Source organism: Cupriavidus sp. WKF15 (genome assembly GCF_029278605.1).
Taxonomy (GTDB): domain Bacteria; phylum Pseudomonadota; class Gammaproteobacteria; order Burkholderiales; family Burkholderiaceae; genus Cupriavidus.
The window spans coordinates 824,348-845,301 of sequence record NZ_CP119574.1 but is presented as its reverse complement, the minus strand read 5'-3'; the positions used below and the strand labels follow the sequence as shown (position 1 = coordinate 845,301).

Below are 20,954 nucleotides of genomic sequence, written 5' to 3'. Positions count from 1 at the left end.
CTTGCCCCCCGTTACGCGTTGCTGAACTTGTAGCCCACGCCCCAGACGGTCTGGATGTACTCTGGCTCGTTGGGGTCGAGCTCGATCTTGGCGCGCAGCCGGTTGATGTGCGAACTTACCGTGTGCTCGTAGCCGCTATGGCTATAGCCCCAGACCTGATCCAGCAACTGGGCGCGGCTGAAGACGCGCCCCGGATTGCTGGCAAAGTAGAGGAGCAGTTGGAACTCCTTGGCGGTGAGGCAGATGGGTGCGCCGCGCACGCTCACTTCCCGCTTGTCGATATCGATGTGCAGGGCTTTGACCTGCACTGCCCTGGGGCCACCCGATGGCGGGTTGGCCAGGGTGTCGACCAGCCGGAAGATCGCCTTGACCCGTGCGGTCAGTTCCAGGACGCTGAAGGGCTTGGTCAGGTAGTCATCGGCGCCCATCTCCAGTCCCAGCACCCGGTCCAGTTCAGTCGAGCGTGCCGTGAGCATGAGGATGGGGGTATAGCGCGCTTCCGCGCGCAGACGCCGGCAGATTTCCAGCCCATCGGCACCCGGCAGCATCAGGTCCAGGATGACCAGGTCATAGGGACGGCTCAGTGCCTCTTCCAGTCCCGCCCTGCCATGGTTGACCACCTTCACGTCGCAAGACAGGCCGCTCACCTGCAGCCGTACCAGTTCGGCGATATCTGCGTCGTCCTCGATCACCAGAACCTGGCGCGACATGGCTTTACCTCATCTTGAAACCCGCGGGATACCGGCATGACCGTCCTTGCCGCCCGGTTTGCGGCGTGGGAGCCACTGAACCATTCTAGAACGCATTTCGTGGATGGAAAGCCCATCGCCGACGTCACCATGGCTGCGGCCCGCCAGCACCCGCGCGCTCGTGAAGAAAATTTGAAAATTGAGCGAAACAAGCGTGAGCTCGCCTTTCCATACTGCAGTCCAGAGACAGGTATTTCTCCTGTCCTGAACCCAACCGAATACGGAGTGTGCATCATGAACAGCGATCAAATCATCCGCGGCGCTATTGCAGGCATGCTGGCGCTTGGCATTGCCGGCGCGACCTCCCAGGCCATGGCAGCGGCAGGCAGCAATGAAAAATGCGCGGGCATTGCCAAAGCCGGCAAGAACGACTGCGGCACCAGCAAGAGCTCCTGTGCCGCCACGACCAAAATGGACCGCGACGCGGAAGCCTGGATTCTGGTTCCCGCGGGCACCTGCGAAAAGATCGCCGGAGGCCGGTTGCAGACGTCCGAGTTTGCCAAGCCAGGTGGCAAGAGCGGCGAGCTCAGCCCGGCCGCCAAGGCGGCCCACGCGGCCTGAGCGGTACCCGAGCCTGCAACGGAGCGCCGTGATACGTGGCCGCGTCACGGCTGCCCGGCGCGCCCCAACTCCCTGACCGCTTCGCGAGGTAGCCCAAATGAAATGCACCACCCCCTTGTCGTCCGCGCCACTGCCTGTGGCCGGCGCAAAGCCTTCGCGTGTCATTGCCGCCGGGCAAGCGGCGATCCGCCTGCTGGAAATGCTGGCTCCCGCGCTCGATCTGGGCATTCGCGTCCTGATCGGCCTGGTGTTCTTCCAGTCCGGTCTGACCAAGCTCGCCAGCTGGCCCACCACGCTTGCACTGTTTGAAAGCGAGTACGCCGTCCCCCTGTTGAGCCCTACCCTGGCCGCCTATCTCGGTACCGCCGCGGAGCTGTGCCTGCCGGTGTTCCTCGTGCTCGGCCTCGGTACGCGTGCAGCCGCGCTAGCGTTGTTCGTCTTCAACATTGTCGCGGTGATCTCGTATCCGGGATTGGGCGAAGTTGGCCTGAAGGACCACCAGTACTGGGGGCTCCTGCTGCTGGTCACGCTGCTGCACGGCCCCGGACGGCTATCGCTGGACCACCTGATCGACCGCTTCCTGCTGCGCGGCAGGGGTAGCCACTAGCTCGAAAGCCCCGGGGCGCCATGCCAGGGCGAAAGGAATCCTCATGCTTGCAGAGAACAACATCGTCATCGTCGGTGGTGGATTCGCCGGCACCACGCTGGCTCAGACGTTGGAGAAGCTGCTGCCGATGGCTCACCGGCTGATCCTCGTCAGCGACGAAAGCTACACCACTTTCAACCCGATGCTGGCCGAGGTGGTGGGTGCCTCGGTCTTCCCCGAACACGTGACCGTGCCGATTCGCCAGATGCTAAGGCGCACGCAGTTCATCATGGGCACCGTGCAGGACGTCAACTACGCACAGGGCAAACTGTTGTGCACGACCCTGGCGGGCCTGCGCGAGATTCCCTTCGACCATCTGGTGTTTGCCTTCGGCACCCGGGCGAATCTCGACCTGGTACCAGGCATGGCCGAACACGCCCTGCCCTTGAAGCTTGTGGGCGATGCCCTGTTTATCCGAAACCGCGTGCTACGCCATTTGGCCCGCATGGAACTGGAGTCGGACCCGGTCCTGCGCCGCCGGCTTGGCCATTTCATGGTGGTGGGCGGGGGCTTCTCGGGTGTGGAGGTTGCCGGGGAACTCGCCGATTGTCTTTGCAGCATTCGGCGCTTCTATCCGCGCGTGAAGCACGACGAGCTGGCGGTGACGCTGCTCCATGACACCGGACAACTGCTTCCGGAGCTGCCCGCCTCGCTTGGCCTGGCTGCGGCACGCCAGATGACCACGCGCGGCATCCGGCTCAAGCTCGGCACCCGGGCCGCCCGCTTCGAAGCCGACACCGTGGTGCTGGCAAACGGCGAAACGATCGAGGGATCAACGGTGATCTGCACCGTCGGCACCAAGCCGAATCCGCTGGTCGCCACCCTCGAGCGCAATCTCGGCTTGGCCACTCAGCGCGGACGAATCGAGACCAACCCGGATATGTCGGTGCGCGGCATGCCCGGACTGTGGGCCATCGGCGATTGCGCACGAGTGGCCAACGCCGCCACCGATGCGGATTCGCTACCCACCGCGCAGTTTGCCGTCGCCCAGGCGCGCCAGCTTGCCCATAACCTTGCCGGCCACCTGGATCAGCGTGAATGCAAGCCCTTTTCGTACCAGAGCAAGGGCGCGATGGCCAGCATCGGGCATATGAAGGGCGTTGCACACGTCTATGGCTTCAGCTTCTCAGGCTTGCCGGCATGGCTAGCCTGGCGTGCGCTCTACCTGATGCGCATGCCGACGCTCGGCCGCAAACTGCGACTCTGGGCCGAGTGGAGCTGGTCCATGTTCTTCCCGACTGACATTACCCATCTGCGCTTTACACGCACCAGCGAGGCAGACGAATCGCCACCCGAAGCGCTGCCACCCGACCGCCCCGTAGCGTCGGGCGCATCGGCAACCCGCATCGCAACGCATGACTTTTCCGGGATACCGCGGGCGCCCTACGCCACTCCCGCCGCCCCAACCCCAACAGGAGATCAACATGCTTGAAGGAAAATCCGCCATCGTCACCGGCTCCAGCAGCGGTATCGGGCTTGGTATTGCGCGCGCCTTTGCCGCCCATGGCGCCGATGTCCTACTGAACGGCTTCGGCGATGCCGGGCAGATTGAAGCCACGCGCGCAGAACTGGAGCGCGAGCATGGCGTGCGCATACGCTATTCGCCGGCCGATATGAGCCAGCCTCGCCAGGTTCGTGAAATGGCCGAGCTGGCTGTATCCGAGTTCGGCAAAGTTGATGTCATCGTGAACAACGCGGGTATCCAGCATGTCGCCCCGACAGAAGAGATGCCGGAAGACAAGTGGGACGCCATCGTTGCCATCAACCTGTCGTCGGCGTTCCACTTGATCAAGGCCGTCCTGCCGGGCATGAAGGCCAGGCGCTGGGGCCGTATCATCAATATCGCTTCCGCCCATGGCCTGGTGGCGTCGCCCTTCAAGGCGCCCTATGTCGCCGCCAAGCACGGGCTGATCGGGCTGTCCAAAGTTGTGGCGCTGGAGACGGCCGAGTATGGCGTTACAAGCAATACGATCTGCCCCGGCTATGTCAAGACGCCGCTGGTGGAACAGCAGATCGCTGACCAAGCGCGCGCACACCAGATCTCGCCTACCGATGTCGTGCGCGATGTCCTGCTCGTGCATCAGGCGCGCAAGGAGTTCGTGCGGATCGACGAACTGGCCGCCCTGGCCGTGTTTCTGGCCTCAGACAATTCAGCCTCGATGACCGCCACTGCGCTCGCAATGGACGGCGGCTGGACTCAACACTGAGGTGCGAGACATGTCGACCAATCCTGGAATGGGAGATGCCAGCGAAGCTGGCCAGGCCGTGAAGCCAGTCACGCTTGCACTGCAAGGCGGGGGTGCCCATGGAGCGTTTGCATGGGGTGTGCTGGACCGCCTGCTCGAAGATGGCCGGCTTGCAATCGAGGGGGTCAGTGCCACCAGCGCCGGCGCGATGAACGCCGCGGTGCTCGCATACGGCCTGCTCCAGGGCGGGCCGCCATGCGCCCGCACCGCGCTGCACGACTTCTGGCGGGACGTTGCCATCGCCGCGCGCGCCAGCAGTCCGTTTCGCAAGCTGCCATGGGAGAACTTGCTGCACAACGGCTACGGGCTCGACTACTCGCCGATGTACCTGCTGACCGACATGATACTGCGCGTGCTTTCGCCCTACCAGTTCAACCCGCTCAACTTTAACCCGCTGCGCGACATCCTGGCCCGGCATGTCGATTTCGACGCGCTAAATCAGCACTGCCCGATCCACCTTTACCTGTGCGCGACCAATGTCGAGACCGGCAAGGTACGGGTTTTCTCGCGCGACGACATTTCTTTGAAGGCGGTGCTGGCTTCGGCCTGCCTGCCGTTCCTGTTCCAGGCGGTGGAAATCGACGGCGAGCACTACTGGGACGGCGGCTATGTCGGCAACCCAGCCATCTTTCCGCTGATCTACAACTGTGGCGCGCGAGACGTGGTAATCGTCCACATCAACCCCATCGTGCGCAAGGGTGTACCGAAGACCGCTGCGGAGATCCTTAACCGGATCAACGAGGTCAGCTTCAACTCCTCGTTGATCCGCGAACTGCGGGCCATCAGCTTCGTCACCAGGCTCATCCAGGATGGCAAGGTCAACCAGGGGGAGATGAAGGAGATGCTGATCCACTCGATCCGCTCCGACCAGACCATGATGGCGCTAGGCGTCTCGAGCAAGCTCAATGCCGACTGGGACTTCCTTTGCTACCTGCGCGATCAGGGCAGGGACGAGGCCGGACGCTGGTTGCAGCAGAACTACGGCGCAATCGGGGAACGGTGCAGCGTCGACCTGCATCAGGAATTTCTTTGATCCACCACGTAGCGCCACCGAAGCGGTCGGCGCGGATTTCTCAACCCACGGAGATCAGAATCATGACTACTACCAAGCAAGCCGTACCCGTCTGGCATCGCGTCGTGCGCGGCGCGATCGTCACCGCCACCCTGTCCCTCGCCTCAGTGATGGCCTACGCCGGCCAGTGCCCCGCCGACAAGCGCGTGGCGGATGGCCAGGGGCAGCGGCCTGGCGCGACAGAAGCCAAGGGCGTTACCGACACGGTGCGCGCCTCGACCGATCTTTCGAAGGAGCCGGCAGCCGTAGCGGGACGTCTGTTGCGCTTGCGCCAGCTCGACGTGCAGCCCGGTGGCATCGTGCCTTGGCACAGCCACAACAACCGTCCGGCAATCATCTATATCGTCTCCGGCGAGATCGTGGAATATGCGAGCAACTGCGCGGTCCCGATCGTACACCGCGCGGGGGACGTGACCGCGGAGAGGAACGGGACTTCCCACTGGTGGAAGAATGAAGGCAGCGGCCCCGCAGTCTTGCTGTCGTCCGATCTCTTTCCGAAGGAGATGAAGATGGACCCGCATACCATGTAAGCCGGTCTGGGGACGACATTCTGCGCATGCTCGAGTAGGAAACGCCCATGAAACTCATGCTGCTGAGTCTCTCCTTTGCCGGCGCCCTGCTTTGCGCGGCCGTGATGGGATTTTCCATCCAGCGCGGCGCAACCTGCGCTGTCGCCGCAGTCAGCGAGATCACGTCATCGCGCAGTGCCAGGCGTCTTCTCGCCATGGCAGAAGCGTCGCTGTTCGTGTGTGGCGGATTGCTGATCGCGAAACAATTGCATTGGCTTCCAGTCATGCCGTCCGGCTATCCAGTCGATAGCCTGACCATCGTGGGAGGCGCCCTGCTCGGGCTGGGCGCCTTCGTCAATGGCGCATGCGTATTTGGCGCCATCGCGCGGCTGGGCAGCGGGCAATGGGCTTACGCCGCCACGCCTCTCGGATACTACGTTGGCTGCGTGGGGCTGCTTGCGTTGTGGCCGCAAGCTGAGCGCCCGATGCTCGCGACCGTCTCGCCTGTATGGGGTGCCGCGCCGCTGCTGACAGCGCTTTTCCTTCTGTTCGTCGCGTGGCGGCTGCTCCGTCTTTGGCAGCCGGAGCGACATCATGATGCTCCTGCAACCCTGAAGCAAAGGTGGTACGCACGCAGCGCCCGGATCTGGTCACCGCACCACGCCACCACGGTGATCGGTCTCAGCTTCTTGCTGCTCCTGTTGCTGGCAGGCGCATGGTCATACACCGACGTGCTGGCCGAACTCGCACGTGGTAGCGCTGCCATGCTGCCGCCACGGGCATTGCTGTCGCTGGGGCTGCTCGCCGGTGCCATCCTCGGCGGGATGAGTGCTGGCCGCCGCGAAGGTCCCGCGACTTCCATTGCGCAGTGTCTCCGGTGCTTCACGGGTGGTGCCATCATGGGCTGGGGCAGCATGCTGATTCCGGGCGGCAACGATGGACTGTTGCTCGTCGGCATGCCCCTGTTGTGGCCGTATGCATGGGTGGCCTTCGGGATGATGTGCGTCACCATCGCGCTCGCGCAATGGCTTCAGCATCGGCTTGGCCAGGCCGATGCGACACCAGGCGCCCGGCAACCATAGGCAGGGCTAGGAGTCCTTGTATTGCACTGCTGACACACCGAAGGAGGAAGCATGAGCCACCGTATCGGAAACGCGCTGGTAATCGCAACCGCGCTCGCCGCCGTCGGGCTTGCAGTCAAGCAAAACACGCATCTGCTGGCCAGTTCCCCGGCACACTTTGCCCTGGACCGTGAACGATGCTTCGGCGTAGCCAGGGCAGGCAGGAACGACTGCGGCACCGCGCTGCACGCTTGCGCGGGCCGCGCCCGTCACGACGCCGCCGGCGATGAATGGCTGATGCTGCCCGCCGGCACCTGCGCCCGGATCGCGGGTGGCAGCCTCGGGTCTGTGGCGCCTTGAGCGGTGGCGGCGGGACAGCGCGATGAAAGAGGGAAGACAGACACTGTCGGCTCCGCACCGGCAGAAGTCCGAACGTATTGCGGCAAGCATGGCCCAGAAAATCGCTGCGTGGCTAGCAGCGAAGCTCGCCGCGTTGGGCCAGGGCATGCAGTTGCCGCCACGAGTACGGCGGGAGTTGGAGCGTGAACAGTATCTGAGCGAGTTGCTGGTGACATTGCTGCAACTGCTGGTGCTGGTCCTGTTCGCGGTCCTCTATCTTGGAACGCCCCCGGGCTTCTCACCCGATGCGCCCATACGCGCGGTACCTCTCGGCATCTCGCTGTTCGCAGTGCTGGCGTTGGTCCGGCTCTATCTTGCCATGACCCGGCAACTGGCCAACTGGATGGTGGGACTGAGCGTGGTGGCCGAAATGGCGGTCCTGATCTTCGTCATCTGGGCCTATCACCTGCAGTATGAGCAGCCAGCCCAGATGTACTTGAAAACCACCGAATTCGCTTATGTCTTCAGCTTAATCGCCTTGCGCGCGTTGCGCTTCGAACCGCTCTGGGTGGCGCTGTCAGGCCTCACGGCGACGTTGGGCTGGCTCTTTTTGCTGCACTACGCGCTGGCACACGCGAGCGGCAACCCTGTCACCTGGGACTATGTCACCGCATTGCGATCGATGCAGATCCACTACGGAGCGGAGTTCGACAAGCTGCTTTCGATCCTGATCGTCAGTGCCGTGCTGGCATTGGCCCTGGCTAGGGCGCGCGGCTTTGTGGTCAAGGCCGTCAGGGGCCAGCAGGCAGTCGCGGACCTGTCGCTGTTCTTTGATGATTCCGTGGTCCATCGCATCACCCATTCCGAAGCTAACGTCATGGCCGGCCACGCCGAGTTGCGCGAGGCGTCGGTCGTGTTCCTCGATATGCGCGGGTTCACCCAGGCATCTGCCGTGCTGCATCCGTCCGCACTTATCCAATTGCTGGGCGAATACCAGAGCCTAGTTGTGCCGATTGTCAAAGCGCATGGCGGTAGCATCGACAAGTTCATGGGCGACGGCATCCTTGCCAGCTTTGGCGCCGTCACTGCCGACGATTGCCATGCGGCAAATGCCTTGCGTGCGATCGACGCCATCTTGGAAGCGGTTGACCAATGGCGGGTCGGGCGACAGTCTAGCGGTCAGCCTGCACCTGACGTGGGCGCCGGCATGGCAAGTGGCCCTGTGCTGTTCGGCATACTCGGGCATGGTAATCGCCTTGAGTACACGGTGATCGGTGATACGGTCAATCTTGCGGCCAAGCTTGAGAAGCAGAACAAGACGCAAGGGACGCGAGGCCTCACCACGCGAGCCAGCTATCAGCGGGCTCGCGTGCAGGGCTATCCTGGCGAAAAACACGTCCTTCCTCAGCAGTCTATAGCCGGTGTCAGTGGCACGATGCAGCTGGTGGCCCTGGCACTTTCATCTGATCCCTAATTGCGTGGTGCTTTGCTGTATGTCAGTGCTGGCGACGAGGCCGCAACGTTGATCAAGCTGAGACATGAAGGGCCATATTCCAGTTAGACAACCCTGGCCGAGGGGATGGATGCGCTCTCGCATGGGGGCGTGCGGTGTCCGACTTTGACCGCATCTCGATCTGACAGGGCATTGCTGGGGTGCCTTTCCTCTTGACAGGCGTCGTGCCCTCCTCACTTTACTGCTGGCGGCCAAGTACGGGCAACATGAATTGCCGAGTATCTTCCTACGCGACAAGACGCCCCTGGCTCTCAGCAACGGTGATGGTCGCCTCCATTCCGGCAACAAATCTGAGATAAATCTCCAGCCCGAGCGCGATCACTTCCGCCCGCGTGGCCAAGCGGGCGAGCAACGCAGAGGAGCGCAGCGCCTGTTGCAGTTCCAGCGCCTGTACAGCTGCCGCCGCGCATTTCGACTTTGCAGCCGTTGCGAGTGTCCCGGACGTCGACGGGTGACTGAGGGGCTAGCGGCGCCAACAGGCGTCCGCCCTTTCCATTCAACATCACTCGCCCAGCAACCCACTTCAAAATCGGTGTGCGGGCGTTATGACGTTCCACCTGAACGGGGGAGGCAGTCTCACTCTGAATCGCCCTCCTCCGACCGGACGTCTAGCTCCAATTCCTGCGTCAATGTTTCGACGCTCGGCAGGCTTTCCTGCAACTCGGCGGGGAGTTCCGCAACGAATTGGTACTGGGCTACGCCGATCGGATTGCCCATGCCACGTAGCGCATATTCCACTACCAGCCGATTGTGCTCTTGGCATAGGAGCAGCCCAATGGTCGGATGATCCGCCTCGCTTTTCATCTGTGCGTCAACTGCCGACAGATAGAAACTGATTTGACCAGCATACTCAGGTTTAAAGGCGCCAGTTTTTAGTTCAATGACGATATAGCAGCGCAGCTTGAGGTGATAGAACAGTAGATCAAGATAGAAGTCATCGCCTCCAACTTCGAGGTGAACCTGTCGGCCGACATAGGCGAAGCCGGCCCCGAGCTCGAGAAGGAAACGAGTTATATGATCGACCAGCGCCGCCTCCAGGTCTCGTTCGGTCGCATCGGCACGCAAGCTCAAAAAATCGAAGACGTAGGGATCCTTGAGCGTATCCCTTGCCAAATCAGACTGTGGCGATGGCAACTGAGCAGCGAAGTTATTCGGCGCCTGCGCTGCGCGGTCGATCAGCCGGGTTTCGATCTGCGCAAGTAGCACCGCTCGGGACCAGCCATGCGCCAGTGCCTGCTGTGCATACCACTCGCGCTGCTCAACCGACTTGAGCTTTTGCAACAGCACCTGGTTGTGTCCCCAAGGCAATTGTCCAACAAGCTGTTGGACAATTGCTTCATCCGGCCACGCCTCCGCGAATGCGCGCATTGCCATCAGGTTGGAGCGCGACAGCCCGCTCATGTCGGGGAATGCGTGCCGCAAGTCTTGCGCCAGCCGTTCGATTACTTTGGCGCCCCACCCCTGACTCGACTGCCGCTCAAGGATTTCCTTGCCAATATCCCAGTACAGGGCGACCAAGGCCTTGTTGACCGCCAGAGCCGCGCGTTGCTGGGCGCGCCCGATGCGAGATTTGAGCGAAGCGAGCCAACCGATGTAGTCGGGCGGCAGAAGTAAGGAAGCCATGGCAGGGCAGCAAGGAGGCCTAACCGAGCAGTATAGAGCACGTCCCCATAAGGCGTCCTCAGATCCGATGCGATGCGCCCTATTATGCACTTCGGGCGCTGCCTGCTCGCCCTGCGACAAGCGGCAAGGCCCCGTTATCCTGCCTTATCGACGGGGTCACGGCAGAGCCGGCGCTTCACGTCCATCCCGCCCCTCGCGCTGCGGCAAACCGTGACTCGCCAGAGATGGCAGAAGCGCGACGGCAGTAGCCGGCCATCATGCGACATCCCCCCTGCCGTCGGTCGGACGTTCAGACGTCGGCTCAGCGCTGCAACCGGTCATCGGGATCCGAAGGGCAAGGATTTCGTGGTTGCCGGCACGATCGTTCGGACTAATTCGGAAACGACTTTGCGTGCATCGGTCGTTCCGGGGGCAGCCTGGACGCGATCGGCGTGGTCTATGCCACTTGCGCACCTTACAAGAAGCCGTGCCGTTAGGGCAATTAGCCCGGATGTGGCTGCCGACTTGGCTACCCCCGTTAAGCCACAAGCTCGGCGAGGGCATCCGGCGAGGCGTTGCTGCTGACGGTTTTTGGCCAGTATGGCCTACTCAACCGACTCCGAATCCCTGAGAGGCCAGCGTACCTTCTCGTCATCGATGCGGACATCGTGGGGGGAGACTTCGATCCTGCGGTGTGTGACCATATGATTTGTTACATCAATGAAATTAAATATTATTTAAATCTATTATTAGAATTTATAATCTCGCCGAGGCTGGCGAAAACAATTGCAATACTTTTGCTCCAAAAATAATGCTTCTTTCCAATGAAGCAAAAGTATGTGGATATCTCGCGGCCTTCTGCATTGGATACACCCGAATCCAGGTGTTCGGTATCACCCGATTGGGGGGAGAAAAATTCGTTGCAATAACGAAGCGGATTTACTGTCCCTTGCATTTCCCCATTCGCCGAATAACATTGGGGAAGCGAGATGGGCATTACTCCCGACGCTGCCGGAAACCTTCACCCGGATGTGATACAGCCTCCTGCAGAGGAATATCCATAGATTCTCCCAGTCGGCATCGCTGAAGCCGACGAAGAGTGGTGAATGTACCCAAGAGGAGATCAAGATGAAAAATGCAAAGCGCACAAAATCCGGCGACGAAGGGAATGGTGGTTTTGGGGCGCGCGAAAATATTGCGCATCACAAGCAAGGCTTCGAATATAACGGGATATTGGAACGAGAAACTGAAACCGACGGTGATCAACGGTTGCGTCGGGACGACCGAAAAAAAAATCACGCGAGAGACACTTGCTACCAAACTTATTAAGTCTCGACAATGAGGCGGAATCATGTCAACCGGGCGATCCGAAATAACATTCACTAATTCTTACAATCAAAAAGTCTACGTCGCTTACATGCGCCGAGATTTTGTTTGTAACGATTGCGGAGACATCTGGGATGTCCTTGGGTGGATTAATCTAGACCCTGGCGAGACAGAGACACGAGCGAATCCAACCAGTAATAGATGGTTCTACTACTATGCTGAGGCCGAGGATGGAGCAGTGTGGGCCGGTCAGTACATCGCGGAAGTAGAAGAATCGAAGTTCGAAAAATGCACATGCCTCGGTGTACTCGTCCAGAATGGAGAAGCCACAAATCCCTACCATGACGTTGGATTCCGTGAGTTGGACAGCCAAGCATATTCCGGCGTGAACTTGATCGAATGAGGTCCTTTCTGAGCATTGGCGAAGCCTTTATGAAACACCTAAGGACACTTCCGGCTGGGAACGGACGTGCCAATCTGCGGTTGCTATGAGGCGGGCCGGCCGCGGTGGCTTCTGGCTCCGCCGCTGGCTTATGGAGCATGGCATCCAAGATCTGATGGCGGATTCCTACGCTGCCGTTCCGCCCACAGGTTGGGGGACCTCTGCCAGGTCAATGGCCTGGCCGAAAACTGCTTGGCAAATCAGTTATTGTCGCATTTGACTGGACGAACGGCACCTGTGAACGGGAATAAAGGAATAAAGGCCTCGCTAATTCCGCACGGGCACAATCCCCGGTAGAGGTGTGCCGAACGGTAGGAGGTCTGCGACCCCTGACGGACAATCGTTGCTGTAAAGCGGCCGTTGAACGCTTCCGGCGACAAGCGACGGCGCATTGCGATGGAGGATGGAATGGCGGATGCGACGCAACTGATGTTTGTCGGCGACTGGCGCATCACGGTAACTGGCCGCGATGCAAGCTGGGGCGAGCGAATTTCGGTTCAAGGGACATTGGCTGGTACGCAGACACTGGCTGGCAATCCCGGAGCAGTGCTTGACGTATTCGGCAACGGCCAGACCCCGTGGACGCTCACCGTCGAGCACAACGATGGGCAGCATGGCTGGCAGCCAAGCTGGGTGCGCGGCGCCTCATCCATCGCGGGGGCACACTACTCGTGGGTCATCGAGTCAGAGGACAACACCACCCCATCCAGCGACCGCGACTTCAACGACCTGGTGGTTAGCCTAGACAAGCTGGGTATGGCGGCACAACCGGTTTCCCCCTTTGCCATCATGCCCGGCACGCTTCAAGCCATCCCCGAAGGTGTGTTCGAGGCCACTCTGGGGCGATATCTCATGGCCGTGCAAGTTCAGAACATCTGGACGCTTCCATGGCCGCCCAGTGCACGCGTGGGCTTGACGGACCGCTGCCGTACGTGGCTTGCCGCAGCCGGCGTTGTCGTGATCGACCTTTGGTCCACCAAGGACCAGGAAGCGCTCGAGCAGTCAGTGGTCGGTGGCCGCGTTGCCGCAGGCGGCCTTGGCCTCTGGCAGTCGCGGCGAATCTACTTCAAGGTCGACGTGTCTCAGGCCATTGTGCGCAAGCACTGGGTTGAGCTTCAGGTCCTGACCGATCAGGGGGCGGAGGACATCGCCCTGATCAACAAAGCCGCACGAGCTCCCATGTCGGTATCGCGCACGACCTTCGACTCCGCGCGGTCGGCGTTCGTGTCGCGCTGCGACGAGGGACAGCTCACGGCGTCGATCAAACGGATGGTGATCGATCTCAATACCTTCAAGCGCGCCGTCGACCTTGCACGACGACTGGGTCTGGGAGGCACGTCAGACCAGGGCGTCGGAACGCCGGGCGGCGGCGCGACAGGTGGTGGCGCCGGTTCATTTGTCGGCTGCGATCGGCGCACGCTGGAACTGGTGCGTGAGCGGTTGCGTGCCTTCCTCGATGGCAAGGACGTTGACCTTTGTGCCCTGTGGCGTCTGATGGCGTGCTGCTGCCCAGGCGGAACTGGAGGCGATGGTGGCGGGCGCGACGGAGGCGGAGACTGGACAGGTGGAAACGATCAGGGATTGGGATTCTTCGTGTGGCCCGCGGATATCGACTACGCCGTGGACTACCTGCAACCGTTCACCGGCCAGTTTGGACCCATCCCGTTCCAGGATCCATGGTGGAAGGTGCTGCTCATCATCATCGCGATCATTCTCTCGATCGCCGCAGCGGTATCGGGGGGCGCCGACCTCGTGAACCGTAGCGACGACCGGGTGATCGGCACGTTGACTCGATCGGTGCTCAACGCGCTCAAGTCTCAACCAGCAACCTCCCCGCTTGCGTCCGATCCGGGCTCGGTTGACGCTGCGGTGGTGACGCTGAACGGGAATCGCGGACTGACGCCAGCAATCTTCTCGGCCCTTGACGCCGCGTCGGGAGAGGCCGCTGCAATGCCTATCGTAGCCCTCGGGGGCCACATTGATACACCCGGGACATTCCTCTCCAACGCGCAGATAGCCGCCGTGTTCCAGAATCTCGCCGATCATCCCGGCGATCCCGCAGCGCAAGACGCCGTGCGAGCGTTCAAATCCGGCGCGCGCAGCGGCACAAGCACCGGCCTGCTCATGTCTGGCGTCGTCCCCGTGCAGCCCCGTGGACCGGAGGACGATGGCAGCACCATCTACTTCCTCAACCAGCTCAGGTTCGACCCCGACGAGACTGGAGCAGCCCTGTCATGCCCAGGCGACTCCGGCTCGCTGTGGTTTCAGAAGGGCAGTCATGCCGTGATTGGCCTCAATCATGCTGGCTCGGACGGCGCGGATGCGATCGCGTGCCGAATCGAGGACGTCCTGACGGCCATGTCCATACGTTTCGCCTAGGGGGTAGCCATGGCGACGACCGCCAAACGAGTGCCTCTGGAGCAAGTTGCCGCGTCCGAGTCCCGGCGGCTGGCAAACGATCCCAATATTGTCTCCGTGGGCTATGGACTCAAGCTTGTCGGCGGCAAGCCCACGCTCGAGGCTGTCCTGCAATACCACGTGCGCACCAAGCTCACCTCGCTCGCCGATGTCCGCAAAATGGGTAGCGAGCCGGTCGCGCCGCAGGTCGAGGGCTATAGGACCGACGTTCTGCCCCTGACATTGGCCCGTCGCACGACATGTCCGTCCAGCCACCGCCCCACGGGTGACCGCGGATCTAGAGAAGAAGACCCGCTCGTGGGCGGAACCTCGACTTCCATCCTGGGCAGCTTCATGTCCTTCCCCACGAGCTACGGCACGCTGGGTGGCATCTGCTTCGACTTGTCAAGCGGCGCATCGATGGCGCTATCCAACGCACATGTCTACGGAAGTGATACCGGGCACGACGCCATTCAACCCTTCACACCGGTCACGGACTACCTCGGCGGTGCCGTTGAGTGGCTGGCGTGCGGCGGACCGCTGTCGCATCTGTTCTTCTGGACGGCACCTTCGCCGTTGACAGGCATCCTCACGGCCGCAGCCGCCGGCGCCTGGGCCGCTGCAGCCGCCTCGGACGCGGAAGACCCAAGTCGTTGGGGTCAGCGTGTCAGTGCGGTACCCGCCGCGGCGGTGACCACCTACCGCGAGCAGATCCTCATCGAAGCCGACGTGCCGCGCATTCCGTTTCCAGGCCGTCACTGGACGACGCGCACGAAGTGGGACTACACACGGATGACGAGCGCGGGATCCACCAACGTGTCCACTTTACAAGCGCTACCAAACCAGCATGTCCTCGTGGGCAAGCGTGTCTTCACTAATCGAACGGTCTACGCGGGCGGCGACACCATTCGAATCTGCGCCGAAGTGTGGACCCCTGCAGGCAATCACAATCGTGAGCGATTCGTCGTGGCCCACAGTTTCCCGATCAAGGACCCGGCTCGCTTGGTGCAGCGCGTGCTGCTTCCTGGCGCCATTTGCGAGCGCCTCGAGGTCGGTATGGACGGCGCGCCTGTATGCCTGCACGGCTTTACGCACCCGGTGGCGGGGTTGGCAGTAGTTAATTTCCCGATCGTCGCGCCTCCGTTCGTGTTCATCGGCGAGGATGCCTCGGTGCTGCTGGACCCGGGACCGGGGAATCCCTCGGGTGTGACGGCCCTTCGTCTGCCGCCGCGTCCCTTGGCCTTCGCGTGTCCACCTGGCACGCATGTGGAGCTCAAGATCTTCCATCGAGGCAAGCCCGTTCGTGCCACTGCCTTGAGCGCAAACGGCAACGAGGTTGACCAGGCCGATTCGCCTGCCGCAGCGGGAGTGGTCCATGTGCTGCAGTTGGCCGGCCCCGAGATCATCCGTGTGATCCTCGACGCGAAGCAGGAAGAGTGCTATCTGGCTGAGGTATGCGTTGACAAGCGCCGTATCGACATTGATCGCTGGAAAGGCTCGTCGACCTACTACACCGCGACCTTCCCTCTTCCAGTGAACGAGCCCGACGGCAAGTGGGCGGTTGTCGTGGTGACGCAGTCGGTGGACAACAGCCCGGCTGGCGGCGACCCGGTGCAAGCCGCCCGACAACTCGGCGGGATCGTTGACTCGGCGAACGTTGTTGAGACTGGGGAGTGCGCTTGTGAAATCCTCTTCGACGCCACCTTCGATGTGCGGGCTCCCGCAGGTGCCGTGGTGAAGTGACGGTGCAACTGGCTCGGCATCTCACTGATAGAGTAAGCAACAACACGGAGGACTTCACGACGGCGGCTATGGACCCACCACAATGCTTGATAGTTGATTATTTTCGCTAAAGGCAGTTGTTTCGACGTGGGTTTCCCGTGCCCTGATACCACGTGCTCGCTGCCTGCCATCTCGCTTTGATTCAGGGCACAACGGATCCTGGAGGCTCATCATGGCAAACGCTCCATCAGGCCCCGCGGCGCAATGGGTGCTGTTGAAGGGGAGTACCAGACAATTGCTCCCTAATTCTGTACCGGTCGGTGCTGCTGACCTCAATCAGATCATCGCGCTAACGGTGAAAGTGAGATCTCGAGGGAACCTTGCTGAGCTTGCGGAAGAGATCAAGAAGATCAGCGCTCAGCCGCTGAAAGAGCGAACCTACATGTCGCGCGAAGATCTGGCGAGGACTTACGGCGCCAACGCTGACGACCTGGACAAGGTGGAGCTGTACGCGAACAAGCACCACCTCCGTGTGGCGGAGCGCGATGAGGGCACGCGGCGAGTAGTCCTAAAGGGCACATTGCGGGACGCACTTTCGGCCTTCCGTGCCGACGTTCAGATGTACCAGCATGCCAGCGGGGTGTATCGCGGGCGCCGCGGGGAGATCTTGCTGCCCGCGGAGCTCAAGGATTTGGTGACTGGTATCTTCGGATTCGACACGCGCCCCAAGCACCGGGCGCCGAGGAGGTCGATGCCGACCAGTAGCGCCGCGGCGACAAGCCTTGGCGAATTCGCCAGCGTGTTCGCCGACCGCTACAAATTCCCCACGACATCAGGTTCGACCAAGCTGGATGGTGCGGGTCAGTGCATCGCTCTGATCGAACTCGGAGGAGGCTATAGCCACAATGACCTGAAGATCTTCTTCTCAGATGCCGGCGTACCGATGCCGGAGGTCGTCGCAGTGTCGGTCGATCACGGTGTGAACCACCCAACGCCGCACGGTCAGGCAGATGGCGAGGTGATGCTCGATATCGAGGTTGCGGGCGTCGCGGCCCCGGGTGCCAAGCTGGCGGTATATTTTGCGCCGAATAGTGACAGCGGCTTTCAGGACGCCATTCGAGCAGCCGTGCACGACAACGCGCGCACGCCAAGCGTCGTGTCGATCAGCTGGGGCGAACCGGATGACTTCCTGACGCAGCAGAGTATCGAGGCCTACAGCGAGATTTTCGCTGCGGCAGCGGTGTTGGGTGTCACTGTTTGCGCTGCCTCCGGTGATCACGGAGTTGCGGACTTGGATGCGGCGCATTGGGACAAAGGCATTCACGTGAACCATCCCGCTTCTGACCCGATGGTGCTGTGCTGCGGTGGGACACAAATCGACAGCAACGTCGACGTGGTCTGGAATGACGGCACGCGGTTCGATGTGCAAGTGTTCGGCGGCGGTGGCTGGGCGGGGGGCGGTGGTATCAGCACTGTCTTCGGCGTGCCGGACTATCAGACGGGACTGAAGATTCTCGGCAAACCGATAGCCGGGCGCGGCTGTCCGGATATTGCCATGACTGCGGACAACTACCGCACCCGCGTGCAAGGCCTCGACGCCCCGAGCGGCGGGACGAGTGCCGTGACACCGCTTGCGGCCTGCCTCATCGCCAAGCTCAATCAGGCCTACGGCAAGAACCTCGGGTTCGTGAACCCGAAGCTCTACCAGAATCCGCAGGCGTTCACCGATGTTAAGGTGGGAACGAACGGCATCAAGCAAACGATCGAAGGCTATCCGGCAACCGTGGGCTGGGATGCATGCACTGGCTTGGGTACGCCGATAGGTTCGACGTTGCTTCAAGTGCTCCAAGAGTGAACCGCGTCGGGTTAGTTTGCCGCTAATAAGCAATCGCCGGGAGACAAGCATGTCATTCACTCGCAAGAACGTATGGGAGCTAGGCTCAGATTGGGCGGAGCCCATCCTCTGGTACGGCAGGGCAGTTAAATCCATGAAGGCGCGTGCCTTCACTGACAAGAAGAGTTGGCGCTTCTGGGCAGCAACCCACGGAATCGACAAGAAGAAATGGGAGCGAGTGGGCTATTGGAAGAAAGGTGACCCCGTCGATTTTTCGCCGTACTGGAAGCAGTGCCAGCATGGGAGCTGGTTCTTCTTGCCGTGGCATCGCGGCTACGTTCTCGCCTTTGAAGCGGTCGTCCGGGCTGATGTCGTTCGGCTTGGGGGAGATCCCCAGTGGGCTCTGCCTTACTGGAACTACTTCAAAACTGGTCAGGACAAGCTGCCCCCCGCATTCAGCTCACCGAACTGGCCCGACGGCAACGGTGACAATCCCCTCTACGTTCCCGAGCGCTACGGGCCCAATAATGATGGGAAGGTCTTCGTTGAGCTGAGTGAGGTCAACCTAGGGATGCTCTGCACAAACGCGAATCGAGTGTGCTTGGCCGTTTAACAGGAAGCTGAATGCGCCACGACGCCAACCTGTCAGCCCGGGGCGAAGCTGTCTGGCACGCGCGGAGCAGCACTCGCGGGCTACGCGCGAGGCATCGGCATGAGCCTGAAACGCGCTCATGCCTCAGCAGCCAGCAGTTTGCCGCGCGCCATCCACAAGTTGGACAGCGCGAACAAGGTCATGACTTGCGCGGTGTTCTTCCTCAGCCCTCGATAGCGGACCTTGGTGTAGCCGAACCGCCGCTTGATGACCCGGAACGGATGCTCGACCTTGGCCCGGATGCCCGCCTTGATTCGCTCGACTTGATCGACGAGCGCGCCAAGCGGTTTGCTTTGGTCCAGAACGCGACGTTTGCCTGGCTTCATCGCCACGTGCCAGTTCACGTCCGCCCGCGCGTCAGGACGCTTCTCCACGCCCTGATAACCCGCATCGCCAAACGCGTCGGTTTCCTCGCCATGCAGCAGGCTGTTGGCCTCAACCACGTCGTTGATGTTGCCAGCCGTGCCCCGCACCGTGTGCACCAGCCCGCTTTCGGCGTCCACGCCAATGTGCGCTTTCATGCCGAAATACCACTGGTTTCCTTTCTTACTCTGGTGCATCTCCGGGTCGCGTTCGCCCGACGCATTCTTGGTCGAACTCGGTGCGCTGATCAGCGTCGCGTCCACCACCGTGCCCGCGCGCAGCATCAATCCCTTGTCGCGAAGGATGTCGTTTACCAGCGCGAGAATCTGAGCGGCCAGCTTGTGCCTCTCCAGCAGGTGACGGAACCGCAGGATGGTGCTCTCGTCGGGCAGCCTCACCGTCCAGTTGTCCAGCCCGGCGAACTCCCGATACAGCGGCACGTCGTGCAGCGCTTCTTCCATCGCCGGGTCCGACAGGCCGAACCATTGTTGAAGAAAGTGGATGCGCAGCATTGCCTCGACCGCGAACGGGGGACGGCCGCGCTTGCCCTCCGGGGCGTACGGAGCGATCAGCATCACCAGATCGGCCCACGGCACCACGCGGTTCATCTCGTCCAGAAATTCGCGCTTGCGGGTGCGCTTGGTCGACAAGTTCAGTCCAAGGTCAGTTTGCTTCATGCGCTACATGCTCGCTGGCTCGACGATTCATTGCAAGCACATCCGCCGGCTAATTGTGCAGAGCATCCCTAGCAGCATTGGGTGACTCTCAATTCGCAGGACCGCCTACCGGCATCAGCCCAGGCTTCGGCGGCGTGGTTACTGGGTTCATGCATGGGGGAAAGACACATGGAGGCATCGAAAGCCAGCCGCACGATTGGGTGCATGGGCTGGTGGGCGGTGCGAGCCCGCAGTCGGGTGTCGAGGGCCTGATGTCCTTGCCCGACACCGCTGGACTCGACCCCATCTTTTGGCTGCATCATTGCAACATTGACCGCCTGTGGCAGGTCTGGCGAACAACCTCTGCCAGCCACGCGGATCCGTCCTCTCCCAACTGGCTCAAAGGACCTGAAGTCGCGGGTAGGGATCCGTTCGTCCTTCCCAAGTCCGAAGAGGCAGATTGGACGTTTACGCCCGAACAGATGACCGACATCGCCAAGCTAGGGTACGCTTACGATGACACGTCGCTCCCAACCGGGCTGCCGCATCCGGCACTGCGTCTCGAGCGACTCGGGGCGTCGCCGGAGGCTGCCCATGCATTGGCAAGGAGCCAAACCATGACCGCATCAGCCACGGCCGAACTGCTCGGGGCCAACAAGGAAGCTGTCCGCCTTGTTGGCTCAAAGGCAGAAACCGCAGTCGCGCTGGATGCATCGATCAGCGGGAAGGTGGCTGCGAGCCTTCAGGCAATTGCGGCTGCAGCGCCGAGCGCTCCTGACCGTGTTTTTCTGAATCTGGAGAACGTCCGCTCCAACAACGATGCGGTGGCGTTCAAGGTGTACGTCAACTTGCCCAGCAGCGCTGACCCTGCGCAGCATCCCGAACTGCAGGCTGGCAGCATCGCGTTGTTCGGCGCGAGCAGCGCGTCTGTGGCTGACGACACTCACGCGGGAGACGGTCTTACCTACGTGCTCGATATCAGCCACATCATCGACGCCATGCACCTGGCGGGCAACTTTCCTGTCGGCGCGCTGAGTGTCCGACTTGTCCCAGTGCATCCTGTACCGGAGAGTGCGAATGTGACCGTTGGTCGGGTGAGCGTGTTCAGGCAGGGTAACTGAGGTCAGTCATGGGGGCGGTTGCGCGCCACGCGGACCATTGCGCAATCGCTGTGGCGTTGCTCAGCGCCACAGCCTGGGCGTCAATCCTGGTGCTCGGCGCTACAGAGCCTCAGCTGGGGTTGGTTTGTTCGTCCGACGCGTTT

Annotated in this window: 18 protein-coding genes; 15 read left to right on the top strand and 3 right to left on the bottom strand. The window is 61.5% G+C overall.

Features of this window, described 5'->3' with window-relative positions; all coding sequences use genetic code 11:
• Positions 1-11 precede the first annotated feature (11 nt).
• Positions 12-710 (bottom strand): response regulator transcription factor, encoded by a 699-nt coding sequence (locus CupriaWKF_RS34015; RefSeq protein WP_276103649.1) that lies wholly within the window; start codon positions 708-710, stop codon positions 12-14.
• Positions 711-746: 36 nt separating this feature from the next.
• Between CupriaWKF_RS34015 and CupriaWKF_RS34010 the strand changes: the two genes are divergently transcribed.
• The 9 genes from CupriaWKF_RS34010 to CupriaWKF_RS33970 all read left to right on the top strand — a co-directional run bounded on the left by CupriaWKF_RS34010 (position 747) and on the right by CupriaWKF_RS33970 (position 8,657).
• On the top strand, positions 747-1,310 hold the full coding sequence (locus tag CupriaWKF_RS34010) for a DUF2282 domain-containing protein (protein ID WP_276103648.1): 564 nt from the start codon (positions 747-749) through the stop codon (positions 1,308-1,310).
• Between the two features lie 97 nt (positions 1,311-1,407).
• On the top strand, positions 1,408-1,917 hold the full coding sequence (locus CupriaWKF_RS34005) for a DoxX family protein (protein ID WP_276103647.1): 510 nt from the start codon (positions 1,408-1,410) through the stop codon (positions 1,915-1,917).
• 43 nt (positions 1,918-1,960) lie between these two features.
• Entirely contained in the window at positions 1,961-3,388 is a 1,428-nt protein-coding gene (locus CupriaWKF_RS34000; RefSeq protein WP_276103646.1) for an NAD(P)/FAD-dependent oxidoreductase, read from the top strand.
• A complete protein-coding gene (locus CupriaWKF_RS33995) occupies positions 3,381-4,163 on the top strand; it encodes a 3-hydroxybutyrate dehydrogenase (RefSeq protein ID WP_276103645.1) in 783 nt (260 codons plus the stop codon). Before CupriaWKF_RS34000 ends, CupriaWKF_RS33995 begins: the two co-directional genes overlap by 8 nt.
• Before the next feature lie 10 nt (positions 4,164-4,173).
• Entirely contained in the window at positions 4,174-5,235 is a 1,062-nt protein-coding gene (locus tag CupriaWKF_RS33990) for a patatin-like phospholipase family protein (RefSeq protein ID WP_276103644.1), read from the top strand.
• A 62-nt stretch (positions 5,236-5,297) separates the two neighbouring features.
• Positions 5,298-5,804 carry a cupin domain-containing protein gene (locus tag CupriaWKF_RS33985; protein WP_276103643.1) on the top strand — a complete coding sequence of 169 codons (507 nt, stop codon included), beginning with the start codon at positions 5,298-5,300 and terminating at the stop codon, positions 5,802-5,804.
• A 47-nt stretch (positions 5,805-5,851) separates the two neighbouring features.
• Positions 5,852-6,865 (top strand): YeeE/YedE family protein, encoded by a 1,014-nt coding sequence (locus CupriaWKF_RS33980; RefSeq protein WP_276103642.1) that lies wholly within the window; start codon positions 5,852-5,854, stop codon positions 6,863-6,865.
• 51 nt (positions 6,866-6,916) lie between these two features.
• Entirely contained in the window at positions 6,917-7,204 is a 288-nt protein-coding gene (locus tag CupriaWKF_RS33975; protein WP_276103641.1) for a DUF2282 domain-containing protein, read from the top strand.
• 22 nt (positions 7,205-7,226) lie between these two features.
• Positions 7,227-8,657: an adenylate/guanylate cyclase domain-containing protein gene (locus CupriaWKF_RS33970; protein WP_276103639.1), complete on the top strand. Its 1,431-nt coding sequence runs from the start codon at positions 7,227-7,229 to the stop codon at positions 8,655-8,657.
• A 615-nt stretch (positions 8,658-9,272) separates the two neighbouring features.
• Here CupriaWKF_RS33970 and CupriaWKF_RS33965 read toward each other — a convergent pair.
• A complete protein-coding gene (locus CupriaWKF_RS33965; RefSeq protein ID WP_276103638.1) occupies positions 9,273-10,319 on the bottom strand; it encodes a PDDEXK nuclease domain-containing protein in 1,047 nt (348 codons plus the stop codon).
• 1,107 nt (positions 10,320-11,426) lie between these two features.
• Here CupriaWKF_RS33965 and CupriaWKF_RS33960 point away from each other — a divergent pair.
• The 5 genes from CupriaWKF_RS33960 (at position 11,427) to CupriaWKF_RS33940 (ending at position 18,632) form a co-directional block, all read left to right on the top strand.
• Positions 11,427-11,627: a hypothetical protein gene (locus tag CupriaWKF_RS33960; RefSeq protein ID WP_276103637.1), complete on the top strand. Its 201-nt coding sequence runs from the start codon at positions 11,427-11,429 to the stop codon at positions 11,625-11,627.
• An 847-nt stretch (positions 11,628-12,474) separates the two neighbouring features.
• Positions 12,475-14,445: a hypothetical protein gene (locus CupriaWKF_RS33955; protein WP_276103636.1), complete on the top strand. Its 1,971-nt coding sequence runs from the start codon at positions 12,475-12,477 to the stop codon at positions 14,443-14,445.
• A 9-nt stretch (positions 14,446-14,454) separates the two neighbouring features.
• Positions 14,455-16,206 carry a hypothetical protein gene (locus CupriaWKF_RS33950; RefSeq protein WP_276103635.1) on the top strand — a complete coding sequence of 584 codons (1,752 nt, stop codon included), beginning with the start codon at positions 14,455-14,457 and terminating at the stop codon, positions 16,204-16,206.
• Between the two features lie 211 nt (positions 16,207-16,417).
• Positions 16,418-18,040, top strand: coding sequence for a S53 family peptidase (locus CupriaWKF_RS33945; RefSeq protein WP_276103634.1), 1,623 nt, complete (start codon positions 16,418-16,420; stop codon positions 18,038-18,040).
• A gap of 49 nt (positions 18,041-18,089) precedes the next feature.
• On the top strand, positions 18,090-18,632 hold the full coding sequence (locus CupriaWKF_RS33940) for a tyrosinase family protein (protein WP_276103633.1): 543 nt from the start codon (positions 18,090-18,092) through the stop codon (positions 18,630-18,632).
• A 116-nt stretch (positions 18,633-18,748) separates the two neighbouring features.
• On the opposite strand, the gene CupriaWKF_RS33935 is transcribed toward CupriaWKF_RS33940, so the two are convergent.
• Entirely contained in the window at positions 18,749-19,711 is a 963-nt protein-coding gene (locus CupriaWKF_RS33935) for an IS5 family transposase (protein ID WP_276103632.1), read from the bottom strand.
• Between the two features lie 149 nt (positions 19,712-19,860).
• Between CupriaWKF_RS33935 and CupriaWKF_RS33930 the strand changes: the two genes are divergently transcribed.
• Entirely contained in the window at positions 19,861-20,811 is a 951-nt protein-coding gene (locus CupriaWKF_RS33930; protein ID WP_276103631.1) for a tyrosinase family protein, read from the top strand.
• The last annotated feature ends 143 nt before the right edge of the window (positions 20,812-20,954 follow it).